A 13,460-nucleotide genomic window follows, 5' to 3' on the forward strand; every position below is an offset into this window, starting at 1 on the left:
CGCATTGGATGAAAAGAGTCTTTAAGAAAGCCTTGCTAGGGGCGTTAACAATGGGAGTACTTGCCGGTTGTGCAGGTGAGAAAGACACCATTGTAATGGCGCCACTACCTCAGGTAGACAGTCAGTTTACAACCAGTAGTGAGTGGAGCACATCGGTTGGCGATGGTGTTGGTCATTACTTTTCAAAACTATCCCCTGTATTTGCGAATGATACATTGTTCGTGGCAAGTCGTGATGGCTTAGTAAAAGCGCTGGATCCTGAAAACGGTAAACAACGTTGGCAAACGGACCTAGAAGAAGATGTCATTGCTCGTCTCTCTGGTGGTATCACAGCGGCATACGGAAACCTTTACATTGGCTCTGAGAATGGTGAAGTCATCTCTCTTGACCAAGAAACAGGTGAAATTGTTTGGCGTGTAAAAGTTGGTGGTGAGGTACTGGCGAAGCCAGTTGCAGATTCAGGCCTTATTATCATCAATACTAGCCGAGGCATGCTGATTGCCCTTAATGAGAGTACAGGTGAGCAACGCTGGGCATTGAGCACAGAAGTGCCGAACTTAACTTTACGTGGCGACAGTACTCCGACTGCAATTGGCGGCGGTGTATTTTGGGGAACGGCAAATGGCCGACTCGCAGCTGCTATCGTTGAGCGTGGTCAGTTGATTTGGCAACAGCCTGTTGGTACGCCAAAAGGCGCGACAGAAATTGATCGTTTGGTTGACGTTGATTCATCGCCAATTGTGCTAGGCGGTACTCTTTTCACCATTGGATACAATGGTCAACTTATCGCCATTGACTTGCGTTCAGCGAACCCGATTTGGAAGCGTAATTACTCATCTGCGACAGACATTTCTACAGATGGTAGTCGCATCTTTGTGATAACGGAAAAAGATCATGTTGTTGCCGTTGATTCACGAAGCGGGACTGAGTTGTGGGAAAACAGCTTGCTTGAGCACCGACAACTTACAGCGCCAGTTATTGTTGGCAATTATCTCGTTGTCGGTGACACGCTTGGTTACCTTCACTGGATGGATCGTTCAACGGGCGAATTTGTTGCGCAGCAGTTTGTCGATGATAGCGGCTTGGCTGTTGGCCCGACGTTATTGTCGGATGGTTATGTGATTACAACTCGCAACGGCGATGTAAAGAAACTAACCATTAACGAATAATATCGTGATATAATTCACATTCGGCTCCTGGCTGGTGACAGCTAGGAGCCGTTTTGTTGTTTGAATTTATTAACCCTGACGTGGTTATAGGTAAAAAGCTGGTTTGATTTGGCATCGAGCAAGTCGTTACCTATAACTACAGAAGAAAGATTATTGTAGAGGTTGTTATGGTACCTGTTGTAGCTCTAGTAGGGCGTCCGAACGTAGGTAAATCTACACTATTTAACCGATTGACTCGCACTCGTGACGCGTTGGTTGCGGACTTTCCAGGCCTAACGCGAGACCGTAAATATGGCCAGGCGAGACTTGGTGAAGAGCACGAATTCATTGTGATTGATACTGGTGGTATCGATGGCACAGAAGAAGGCGTGGAAACAAAGATGGCAGAACAGTCATTAGCCGCGATTGATGAGGCTGATGTTGTATTGTTCCTTGTTGACGGTCGTGCTGGTCTGACACCTTCAGATGAAGCAATTGCTGCGCATCTGCGTAAAATTGAAAAGCCAGCGATGCTGGTAGTAAACAAAATCGATGGTATTGATGCCGATGCGGCGTGTGCTGACTTTTGGCAGCTCGGCGTGGATGATATGTACCAGATTGCGGCCGCTCATGGCCGTGGTGTGACCGCTTTGCTTGAGCGTGCTTTATCTCCATTCTTTGATGATCTACTAACAAGTGAATCTGAAGAAGGTGAGATTGAAGACCTGACTGGATTCGAAGACGAAGAGCCTCTTGTTGAAGATTACACTGAAGAAGACGCAGAAGCAGAGTTCAAACGCCTTCAAGAGCAGCCGATTAAGTTGGCGATCATCGGTCGTCCTAACGTAGGTAAATCGACACTGACTAACCGTATTCTGGGTGAAGAACGTGTGGTTGTATACGATATGCCTGGTACAACGCGCGATTCTATCTACATCCCGATGGAGCGTGATGGACGCGAGTACGTACTAATTGATACCGCAGGTGTTCGTCGTCGTGGTCGTATCAATGAAACGGTTGAAAAGTTCTCTGTTGTTAAGACGCTGAAAGCGGTAGAAGATGCAAACGTCGTTCTACTGGTGATTGATGCACGTGAAAATATTTCAGACCAAGACCTAAGCTTGCTTGGTTTTGCACTGAATGCTGGCCGCTCAATTGTCATCGCCGTTAACAAGTGGGATGGTCTAGACAGTGACGTGAAAGAAAGCGTGAAGAAAGAACTGGACCGCCGTCTAGGATTCGTCGACTTCGCGCGTATCCACTTTATCTCTGCGCTGCACGGTACTGGCGTTGGTCACTTGTTTGAATCTATTCAAGAAGCATATAACTCGGCGACAACGCGTGTGGGTACGTCAGTACTGACGCGTATCATGAAGATGGCTGTGGATGATCACCAACCGCCAATGGTTCGTGGTCGTCGTATCAAACTCAAATACGCACACGCAGGTGGTTACAACCCACCGATCGTTGTTATCCACGGTAACATGGTTCGTGAATTGCCAGATTCGTATAAACGTTATCTGATGAACTACTTCCGTAAGTCTCTGGAAATTATGGGAACACCGATTCGCATTAACTTCCACAACAGTGATAACCCATACGAGAACCGTACGAATAAGCTTACGCTATCACAAGAGCGTAAACGTAAGCGTATGATGTCGATGGTGAAAAACCGCAATAAATAATGAAATTCGAATACCCAAGTTTCTACTTGGGTATTTTTTTATCAAAAGTAATCGTAAAAATGACTATCACAGCAACAAAGACTCGTTTTTGTCATCAAACATGGCAATTAGAAGCACAAATACAGCTCGTTCAATCTACGGAAGAAGTGACTTACGTTATTACAGATGTCACGCCGTTCCATCCCGTTAGTCACATATGGCCGGATCACCCTGCAGACAAAGGAACGTTGAAGGTGAATGGGGCTGAGCATGACGTAGTAGATTGCCAAGTTGGAGCAGTGGAGCAGGAGAGTGGTGCTTTGTATGTGGGTAGTGACATCCCTGTAAAGCGTGATGCTGAAGGTTGGGTGTTTGTCGTCGTGCATGTTTTATCACGTACGGAATCATTTGCAATTAATGACTTGGTAACATTAGCGGTAGATAAAGACTATCAAAATGCTTTGAGTCGAGGCCACACTGCAGGACACTTAGCGTATTTGGCGTTGAATAAAGTACTATCGGAAGACTATTGGCGAAAAGACGCAGACCGCAAAGACCCACATGGTTATTATGACTTTAATAGCTATGCGCAAGTTACTAGTTATGTCACTCCAGACAAGTGCCTCGATACGTACCGTTTAGGCAAAACACTCCGTAAAAGAGGATTAAACAGTGCAGATATGCTGAATGACCTCCAGGCGATTGCAGAAAAAGTGAATGGCCAACTGGTTGAATGGCTTCAAAGAGATGCGATGATCACCATGGAATGCCACGGCGATAGATTAACGGATTCTCGCTATTGGAAGTGCGATTTAGGGGAAGGTCAATTAGCGGTAATCCCTTGTGGTGGAACGCATGCGAGCCATTTAAATGAGTTTGCTTTTATCCAAGTTAAACTCGTTAAGCTCGACGCTCAAACTATCGAAATGCACACCAATGTAAACACTGCTTTTTGAATAAGATCTTTTTATTAAATTCTGATTTTTCGTTTAATTAAATCTCTCTAGGGTTTTTTATTCTGTCTTAAATTGGAATGCAGAATATGTAACTTATGCTTTCGGTGTGTGGTTATATAAATATTCTTTTAAGGGGTGATCGCTGATCAAGGAGTAAATATCAGACGATCAGTATAAGATCCTACGTATCAAGTATGGTTAACGCCTCGTGAAACTTGTTGGGGCGGTGATGAAGATCAACATACTTGTTCGTTATTTTGAGTAGCATGCGTTACTCGAAATTGCTTAGTTTAGAGAGAGGAACGGGATATGCAGCAGAACATTTGCCCGACTTGCAATGTCGAACTGGAATGGACAGGACAATACCATTGTGCACAGTGTGAATCGGATTTTAAAAAGGTAGGTTTTTGCCCTGATTGTGAGGCGGAGCTGGAGAAGCTGCAAGCATGCGGTGCTGCGAGTTACTTTTGTAATGTGTGTAATGAACTCAAATCAAAATCACGTGTCCGATTTGAGTTCCAGAAAGTCAGTTAACCAGAGTTTGTATTCAGTTAACGGTAGAACGAACGTCGCCTTCGGCTAACCGGGTAATCAATACATCTCCCGACTTTACATCTGAAGATTGCGTAATTACTTTACCTTGCTCAGTTTGAGTAATTGAGTAACCTCGTTTCAATGTCGCTAGTGGGCTGACGGTGTCTAACTTCTCTGCAGCAATCGCGAGTTGATGGCGCATAGTCAGTAACTTGCGATCCATTGCATCCATGAGCTTTTGCTCAACACGTTCTAGCTTCGACTTCTGCTCGGCAAGGCGTGTTACAGGAGAATTTAATTGCAGCCGATAATGTTGACGCTCGATTCGCTGTTGACGCAAGGCAATAAAACGACTCATCGCTCGCTGTAAGCGCATGTCCAACTCATCTAACTGTTGCGTCTGACGTTGCAAGCGATAGCTTGGGTGCTGTCTCTCTAGACGGTGCACTAATTGAGCAGATTGCTGCTTTTGTTGTGCTAGGTAGTAACGCATCGCACTCGCTAACTTATGCTGGCGGGTAACTAAAGCTTGATCTTTGTGGCTGTTATCACGGCTTACTAGCTCAGCGGCTGCTGATGGAGTAGGCGCGCGTACGTCGGCGACAAAATCAGCTATTGTCACGTCAACTTCATGTCCAACGGCGCTAATAATAGGAATTTGGCTTGCTGCAATCGTGCGAGCTAATATCTCGTTGTTAAAGCACCATAAGTCTTCTAATGAACCACCACCTCGGCCCACAATTAGTACATCACATTCATCACGGCTGTTAGCGCGACCAATGGCTTGTGCAATTTGAATGGCTGCGTCCTCACCTTGTACCACTGTCGGATAAATCACAACAGGTAGGGAAGGATCACGACGTTTCAATACGTCTAAGATATCGTAAAGCGCGGCACCAGTTTTCGATGTGATGACGCCAACACGTTTAGGGTGCTCAGGCAAAGATTGCTTATTGATTTGCGCGAACAACCCTTCTGCTGCAAGCTTCATTTTCAGCTCTTCAAACTCTTGTTGAAGACGGCCATCACCTTCCGGTTGCATGCTTTCGATGATCAATTGGTAGTCACCGCGAGGCTCATAAAGAGACAGACGAGCTTTTACTAGGACTTGATTACCGTTAGCGGGTTTGAAAGTAACGCGGCGATTGTTACCACGAAACATGGCACATTTAACTTGAGCGCGAGAGTCTTTAAGAGTGAGGTACCAGTGACCAGAGACAGGAGCTGAAAAGTTGGATATCTCTCCGACGAGCCAAACGATCCCCATTTCGTTTTCAAGGAGTAAACGAACTTCTGCGTTGAGACGAGAAACAGTAAAGATGTTTTGATTGGTCTTGGAGAGCACAGCTAATCTCTTAGACGTGAGTATGGAAATTAGCGGCAATATAATACATAGCAAGGGGGTAATTGCAAGAAAAAAATTAAAAAATTTGTGGTCAAGCGATTGCGTTAACCGTATAATCCCTCCGCAATATCTAATCCAAATGTAGCTTGTTGCTAACACAGGTTACCCTCATTATGCGAAACGATGAGATTGGATTGTTCTTTTTACTCCTCTAATTGTGAGATATTGCAAATGCTAAGAATTGCCAAAGAAGCGCTGACATTCGATGACGTACTACTTGTGCCAGCACACTCCACCGTTCTCCCAAACACAGCTGATCTTCGCACTCAGCTAACTAAGAACATCACCCTAAACATCCCAATGATTTCAGCGTCTATGGACACTGTTACTGAAGCTCGTCTAGCAATAGCGCTAGCGCAAGAGGGTGGCATTGGCTTTATCCACAAGAACATGTCTATTGAGCAGCAGGCAGCCGAAGTTCGTAAAGTTAAGAAGTTCGAAGCTGGTATGGTAACTGACGCGGTTACTGTAAACCCTGACGCGACCATCGCTGATGTTGTTGCACTCACTGAAAAACATGGTTTTGCAGGTTTCCCTGTTGTCACTGAGAGCAATGAGCTTGTTGGTATTATCACTGGTCGTGACGTTCGTTTTGTGACGGACCTTTCTAAGAAAGTATCTTCAGTAATGACGCCAAAAGAGAAGTTGGCAGCAGTTAAAGAAGGTGCAACACGAGAAGAAGTGCAAGAGAAAATGCACGAAGCTCGTGTAGAGAAAGTATTGGTTGTGAATGATGAGTTCCAACTAACCGGTATGATTACTGCGAAAGACTTCCACAAAGCAGAACGTAAACCAAACGCATGTAAAGATGAGCGTGGTCGCCTACGTGTTGGCGCAGCCGTTGGTGCTGGCGCTGGTAACGAAGAGCGTGTTGCTGCTCTAGTTGAAGCAGGCGTTGACATTCTACTTATCGACTCTTCACACGGACATTCTGAAGGTGTACTAAACCGCATCCGTGAAACTCGCGCAGCATACCCAGATCTAGACATCATCGGTGGTAACGTAGCAACTGGTGCTGGTGCTAAAGCACTAATCGAAGCTGGTGTAAGCGCAGTGAAAGTGGGTATCGGCCCTGGTTCTATCTGTACAACTCGTATTGTAACGGGTGTGGGAGTTCCACAAATCACTGCAATCGCAGATGCGGCAGAAGTGGCTAATGATTATGGTATTCCGGTTATTGCTGACGGTGGTATCCGTTTCTCAGGTGATATCTGTAAAGCAATCGTAGCTGGCGCATCATGTGTGATGGTTGGTTCTATGTTTGCTGGTACTGAAGAAGCGCCGGGTGAAGTGATTCTATACAATGGCCGTTCTTACAAGTCTTACCGCGGCATGGGTTCTCTTGGTGCTATGTCTCAAGGTTCTTCTGACCGTTACTTCCAGTCTGACAACGCAGCGGACAAGCTAGTACCAGAAGGCATTGAAGGTCGTATCGCATACAAAGGCCGTCTAAAAGAGATCGTACACCAACAAATGGGTGGTCTACGTTCAAGCATGGGTCTAACTGGTTCTGCAACTATCGAAGATATGCGTACGAAAGCTGAATTTGTACGTATCTCTGGTGCAGGTATGCAAGAGTCTCATGTACACGATGTTCAAATTACTAAGGAAGCGCCGAACTACCGTCTAGGGAACTAATTACCTAACGGAAACGTTTGCTTTTTCCTTGAAGCATTAAGAAGAGGCGAGTACACTCGCCTCGGTTTTAATCACTTAGCCTTAAAAAGACTGCTCAAAATGACTAAAAATATCCATGACCAACGTATTCTGATCTTGGACTTCGGTTCTCAGTACACTCAATTAGTAGCACGCCGCGTACGTGAAATCGGCGTTTACTGTGAACTATGGAGCTGGGATGTAGAAGAAGCGGATATTCGCGAATTCAACCCAGATGGCATTATCCTATCTGGCGGTCCAGAAAGCGTAACGGAAGAGAACTCTCCACGCGCGCCTCAATATGTGTTTGATTCTGGTGTTCCTTTGCTTGGCGTATGTTACGGCATGCAAACCATGGCGGAACAGCTAGGAGGCAAAGTAGCGGGCTCTAACGAACGTGAGTTTGGCTACGCTCAGGTTAAAGTTTCTGGTGAATGTGCTCTATTTAAAGACCTTGAAGCAACTCAAGACGTTTGGATGAGCCATGGCGACAAAGTAGTAGAGATCCCAGCCGATTTCGTAAAAGTTGGTGAGACAGACACTTGTCCTTACGCTGCGATGGCGAATGAAGAGAAGAAATACTACGGTGTTCAGTTCCACCCAGAAGTGACACACACAAAAGGTGGCCTACAAATGCTTGAGAACTTTGTTCTTGGCGTATGTGGCTGTGAGCGTTTATGGACATCGGAATCTATCATCGAAGATGCGGTTGCTCGTATTAAAGAGCAAGTGGGTGACGACGAAGTTATCCTAGGTCTATCTGGTGGTGTTGATTCATCGGTAGTTGCGATGCTGGTTCACCGCGCAATCGGCGACAAGCTAACGTGTGTATTTGTTGATAACGGTCTACTTCGTCTAAACGAAGGTCAACAAGTTATGGATATGTTCGGCGACCAATTTGGTTTGAACATTATCAAAGTTGACGCTGAAGAACGCTTCCTCAAAGCACTTGAAGGCAAGTCTGACCCAGAAGAGAAGCGTAAGACTATCGGTCACGTATTCGTAGATGTATTCGATGAAGAGTCTAAGAAGCTGAAAAACGCGAAATGGCTAGCTCAAGGTACGATTTACCCTGATGTAATCGAGTCAGCTGCATCTAAGACTGGTAAAGCGCACGTGATCAAATCGCACCACAACGTGGGCGGTCTTCCAGATGACATGGAAATGGGTCTTGTTGAGCCACTACGTGAGCTGTTCAAAGATGAAGTTCGTAAGATTGGTCTAGAATTAGGCCTGCCTTACAACATGCTTTACCGCCACCCATTCCCAGGTCCTGGTCTAGGTGTTCGTGTTCTTGGTGAAATCAAGAAAGAGTACTGTGACTTGCTACGCCGTGCTGATGCTATCTTTATTGAAGAGCTTCACGCTGCAGACCTATATGACAAAGTATCTCAAGCGTTCACGGTATTCCTACCAGTACGTTCTGTTGGTGTAATGGGCGATGGCCGTAAATACGACTGGGTTGTATCACTGCGTGCAGTAGAAACCATCGACTTTATGACGGCACACTGGGCGCACCTACCATACGACTTCCTAGGTAAGGTATCTAACCGTATTATCAACGAAGTTGATGGCATTTCTCGTGTTGTTTACGACATTTCTGGTAAGCCACCAGCGACTATCGAGTGGGAATGATTTTCCTCTAGACAGTTGAGTTTATAAGAACCAGCCTTCGGGCTGGTTTTTTTGTACTTCAAGTTTGTGAAGAGGTGGCTCAACTTTTTTGTGAGAGATATATACATGCGGTTAAATTAAATATATATTCATTTTAATTGTTTAATTATCATAAATGGTATTGCTATGGAACAGGCTGACGTTACCTCTCTCATTCCCATCCTTATTACTCTTTTCCTCGCGCTGACCACAAGAAATGTCGTTGTTGGTTTATTCGCGGGTGTGGTGAGTGGTGTCGCTATGCTCGAAGGGACATTTGTCGAAAAAGGGCCACTAGACTCGTTTAGTGCACTGATGAAAAGCTATCTACTGCCGCAATTAACTGACAGCTACAATGCGGGCGTCATTTTGCTCTTGGTCTTTATTGGTGGCTTTGTTGCCTTGATGGAGAAATCTGGCGGTGGTGTGGCGTTTGCTAAAAAGGTTACTCAATGGGTTGCGAGTAAATGCCAAGCTCAACTGTCCGCATGGTTCGGTGGTGTGGTTATTTTCTTCTCAGACCTTGGTACACCACTGATTGTTGGCCCTGTTTTTCGCCCTTTATTTGATAAGTTAAAAGTATCACGCCAAAAATTAGCTTTTATTATCGACTCTACTTCCTCTCCCGTCGCAATCTTGATCCCTTTTATCGGATGGGGCGTTTACATCATGGGATTGATTCAAAAAGAGTTTACTGCCCTGAATGTCAGTATGAGTGATTGGGATGCTTTCATTGGTGCGATCCCGTATCAGTTTTACGCCTTTCTTGCGATCGCGATTGTGCCGATTGTCTCTTTCTTCAAATTAGATTTCGGACCGATGGCGAAGGCTGAACAACTAGCAGAGCAGGGCTCCGACTTTGGGAAAGTGCAGGAGTCCATGAATGTGTTTACGCATAAAAATGCAAAATCTAGTTTTGTATGGGCACCTTTGCTCGTTATGCTGGTGGTTCTATGTACCATCCTCGTGCCACACGGTTTTCCATTTCAAAAAGTGGCAGGATCAACGTTTAGAGCTGCACTTTCTTCTGCATATTTCTTTGCGGCCTTCACTTTAATTGCGCTGATGGCGTTTTATGGCGTAAGAAAGCTTTCGGATGGTATTCAGGTTTATCTGAAAGGGATGTCAAACATGATGTCAGTGGCGGTGATTCTGGTATTGGCTTGGGCGCTTAGCTCGGTTGGGAAAGAATTAGGTGCAGCTGCATACATTGCTGAACAAGCTCAAGCCGGTTTCCCTTACTGGTTATTGCCAGCGGTTGCGTTTTTACTGGCCGGTATTATCTCGTTCGCTACGGGATCATCTTGGGGGACGTTTGCCATCATGATGCCATTAGTGATCCCAACTGCCGTCGCGATTGATGCACCACTGTTGGTTTGTATTGGTGCGGTATTATCTGGTGGCTTGTTTGGCGATCACTGTTCTCCCATCTCTGAAACTACGATTTTGTCGTCGACAGGAGCGGGGTGTGAACAGTATGAGCACTTCCGTACACAATTACCTTACGCATTACTCAATGGAATGATCGCATTGGGGTGTTTTCTTTTAGCTGGAATCAACGCCTCACCAGTGATTGTGCTTGCCGCAATTATTTCTCAGTGTGTGGTTTATTTTGTGCTGTCTAAACAAAAGTCAACCGCGAAGCTAGAGGTGGTTTCGGCAGAACAATAAAGAGAGAAACATCACAAAGCGGAGGCTCATAGGGTCTCCGCTTTTCTTTTGAGTCAAGGTAACATTTTTCTTGTGACAAAATGTGTGTGAGGACCTATTTATTCATTTTGTCTCGCAGAATCAACGTACTTGGCTCGGTGTTTCGTATATATGATCCACTATATGTCTAGTTATTCCTCGTATATTGTATTGTTGAAATCCGGAGACTAGACATGTTTGCACTCAAACATCTTCCTCTTGCATTGAGTTGTGTCTTAGCAGCACAAGTGAATGCGAGTATGAATATTCAGCCCGATCCGCAAAATCCGAATGGTTATGTTATTGCTCGTGGTGACGTTCAAGCCGTAGAGCAAAGCAAAACTTCTGATCCTATGTATGCCATTTGGTCACAAGCATTAGAGACACGCCCGAACTCAGTGGTTGAAGCGATTGTTCCAGGGGCGACAACCAACCCAGAAAACGTGAAGCGTGTAGAGCGTGTATTCCCCGAAAGTGAGTGGGACTTCCTGACTCAAATGGCGGCACCTGAATACACTTACACGCGTTTCCTACGTGCAATTGGTAAGTTCCCTGCATTCTGTGGTGAGTACACAGACGGTCGTGATTCGGATGCAATTTGTAAAAAATCGATCGTGACAGCGTTTGCTCACTTTGCACAAGAAACCGGTGGCCATATTTCGATTGATAACGTATCGGATAATCCGCTAGGGTTGGAAGAGTGGCAGCAAGCTTTGGTTCATGTGCGAGAAATGGGATGGTCTGAAGGGCAAGAAGGTTACACAACAGGTTGTGGTCAAAATGACTGGCAAAACAAACGCTGGCCATGTGAACCTGGACAAGGTTACTTTGGACGTGGTGCAAAACAGCTTTCTTACCATTTTAACTATGGCGCGTTCTCTGAAGTGATGTTTGATGGCGATGCATCTGTATTGCTGAAAAATCCAGGCTTGGTTGCGGATTCGTGGCTGAACTTAGCATCGGCTATCTGGTTCTTCCTAACCCCACAAGCACCGAAACCTGCAATGCTACATGTGATTGACCGTACTTGGGGGCCTTCACAGCGTGAGCTTGATGCTGGCATTGGTTACGGCTTTGGTACCACCATCAACGTGATCAATGGTGGTATTGAGTGTGGGGAGCAAAACAAAGATAAAGGTCAACCTGTTAACCGTATTCGTTATTGGGAAGGTCTTGCCGCCCATTATCAAATTCCAATTGAAGCCGATGAGACCAATACCTGTTGGCAGCAGACGCCTTACGGCAGTCTGAACCTAAATGGTGCGACAGACGTGCTTTACACCAACTGGGATGGTAACTGGAAATACTACTCAGATCGTCCTGGAGGTCACTCATTTGAATGTGAGCTTGTTGGTTTCCAAACGGCTTACTCTGCGCTAGTTGCGGGTGATTATGAGAAATGTGTAACTAACTTCTACCAATCTCATGCGGGTTGGCCAGAAGTTCGTGTAGTTGACAAGTTAGACTCTGTGGATCCGGTTGAGCCGCCTGTAGGTGGTGTGGCAGCTTGGGATTCTGGCAAAGTATATAACACGGGTGATCAAGTTTCTTACCAAGGTGCTGTTTACGAAGCGAAATGGTGGTCACAAGGTAATGAGCCAACGAAAGGAGACCCGTGGAAGCTGGTTTCAGGCACTCCTACGGAGCCGCCTACAACGGAACCTGAACCACCGGTGACTGAGCCAGAGCCGCCCGTCACAGAACCTGAGCCGCCAGTAACCGAGCCAGAACCACCAGTGACAGGCAATTTTATTCAGTGGGAGCCGGGTGTAACGCAAGTCGCTAACGGCGATAAAGTGACGTACCAAAACAAATGTTTTGTTGCGAAAAATGGCCCAGGAGTGTGGGAAAGCCCAACGCAAAGCAACTGGTTCTGGGACGAGATTTCTTGTCAGTGATCGAGTGAAAAACAACCTAACCATCTATAAAGACTCTGCTTTTTTGCAGGGTCTTTTTTTATATATGTAGTGGTTTATTTATGGAATCTAAGTTTTCAATAACAGCTTTTCTCTTTTGTTCTGCAGCCCATTAAAATTCGCGCGCATTTTTTATCAACATTTTTGAAAAAAGGTATTTGTACATGTCGACAAAACTGGCTAACCCAGCACCGCTAGGTCTTATGGGTTTCGGTATGACCACTATTCTGCTCAATATTCATAATGCAGGATTTTTCCCAATTGACTCTATGATTCTAGCGATGGGCATCTTTTACGGTGGCCTTAGCCAAGTAATCGTTGGCATCATGTGCTTTAAACGCGGTGATACATTCGGCACAACTGCGTTTACTTCTTACGGTCTATTTTGGCTAACATTGGTTGGTCTAATCGTAATGCCTCACATGGGTCTTCCTGCAAGCCCTGCAAGCTTTATGGGTTGGTACCTAGCGCTTTGGGGCATCTTCACTGGTTTCATGTTCATTGGTTCTCTATGTTACCCAACAGCGAAGCAAGTGGTATTTGGCTCTCTAACTATCCTGTTCTTCTTGCTTGCTGCTCGTGATTTCACTGGTAGCGAAGTGATCGGTGCTATCGCTGGCTTCGAGGGTATCTTCTGTGGCGCAAGTGCAATTTACTTCGCAATGGCACAAGTACTGAACAACGAATTTGGTCGTGAAGTGTTACCTGTAGGTAAAGCAAAAATCGCTCGTAAAGTTGAAGCGGTTATCGCCTAAGCTGCTACTCATAATGAAGAAAGGGGGATTAACCATTGGTTAATCCCCCTTTTTTATGTCCTCAATCGGACCACTGCTTTTTCT

The 13,460-nt window shown here is 45.6% G+C and carries 10 protein-coding genes; 9 read left to right on the forward strand and 1 reads right to left on the reverse strand.

The window, feature by feature from the left end:
• The first annotated feature begins 8 nt into the window (after positions 1 to 8).
• The 4 genes from bamB to N646_RS13780 all read left to right on the forward strand — a co-directional run bounded on the left by bamB (position 9) and on the right by N646_RS13780 (position 4,302).
• On the forward strand, positions 9 to 1,169 hold the full coding sequence (gene bamB, locus N646_RS13765; RefSeq protein WP_005381696.1) for an outer membrane protein assembly factor BamB: 1,161 nt from the start codon (positions 9 to 11) through the stop codon (positions 1,167 to 1,169).
• Positions 1,170 to 1,336: 167 nt separating this feature from the next.
• Positions 1,337 to 2,833 carry a ribosome biogenesis GTPase Der gene (der, locus tag N646_RS13770; RefSeq protein ID WP_017820569.1) on the forward strand — a complete coding sequence of 499 codons (1,497 nt, stop codon included), beginning with the start codon at positions 1,337 to 1,339 and terminating at the stop codon, positions 2,831 to 2,833.
• Positions 2,834 to 2,892: 59 nt separating this feature from the next.
• Positions 2,893 to 3,768 (forward strand): alanyl-tRNA editing protein, encoded by an 876-nt coding sequence (locus tag N646_RS13775; protein ID WP_031777263.1) that lies wholly within the window; start codon positions 2,893 to 2,895, stop codon positions 3,766 to 3,768.
• A 309-nt stretch (positions 3,769 to 4,077) separates the two neighbouring features.
• Positions 4,078 to 4,302: a zinc ribbon domain-containing protein gene (locus tag N646_RS13780; RefSeq protein WP_005381691.1), complete on the forward strand. Its 225-nt coding sequence runs from the start codon at positions 4,078 to 4,080 to the stop codon at positions 4,300 to 4,302.
• Between the two features lie 13 nt (positions 4,303 to 4,315).
• Here N646_RS13780 and xseA read toward each other — a convergent pair whose 3' ends face one another.
• Positions 4,316 to 5,647 (reverse strand): exodeoxyribonuclease VII large subunit, encoded by a 1,332-nt coding sequence (xseA, locus tag N646_RS13785; protein ID WP_017633909.1) that lies wholly within the window; start codon positions 5,645 to 5,647, stop codon positions 4,316 to 4,318.
• Positions 5,648 to 5,878: 231 nt separating this feature from the next.
• Between xseA and guaB the strand changes: the two genes are divergently transcribed.
• The 5 genes from guaB to N646_RS13810 all read left to right on the forward strand — a co-directional run bounded on the left by guaB (position 5,879) and on the right by N646_RS13810 (position 13,376).
• A complete protein-coding gene (gene guaB / locus N646_RS13790) occupies positions 5,879 to 7,345 on the forward strand; it encodes an IMP dehydrogenase (RefSeq protein WP_017633908.1) in 1,467 nt (488 codons plus the stop codon).
• A gap of 99 nt (positions 7,346 to 7,444) precedes the next feature.
• Entirely contained in the window at positions 7,445 to 8,998 is a 1,554-nt protein-coding gene (gene guaA, locus N646_RS13795; protein WP_005383721.1) for a glutamine-hydrolyzing GMP synthase, read from the forward strand.
• Between the two features lie 165 nt (positions 8,999 to 9,163).
• Entirely contained in the window at positions 9,164 to 10,687 is a 1,524-nt protein-coding gene (locus N646_RS13800; protein ID WP_005381684.1) for a Na+/H+ antiporter NhaC family protein, read from the forward strand.
• A 212-nt stretch (positions 10,688 to 10,899) separates the two neighbouring features.
• Positions 10,900 to 12,603, forward strand: a complete 1,704-nt coding sequence (locus N646_RS13805) for a chitinase (protein ID WP_017820571.1) — start codon at positions 10,900 to 10,902, stop codon at positions 12,601 to 12,603.
• A 182-nt stretch (positions 12,604 to 12,785) separates the two neighbouring features.
• The gene (locus N646_RS13810) at positions 12,786 to 13,376 is read left to right on the forward strand and encodes an acetate uptake transporter (RefSeq protein ID WP_005381682.1); all 591 of its coding nucleotides are present in this window, start codon (positions 12,786 to 12,788) and stop codon (positions 13,374 to 13,376) included.
• Positions 13,377 to 13,460 lie beyond the last annotated feature (84 nt).

It is taken from the genome of Vibrio alginolyticus NBRC 15630 = ATCC 17749, from assembly GCF_000354175.2.
Taxonomy (GTDB): Bacteria; Pseudomonadota; Gammaproteobacteria; order Enterobacterales; family Vibrionaceae; genus Vibrio; species Vibrio alginolyticus.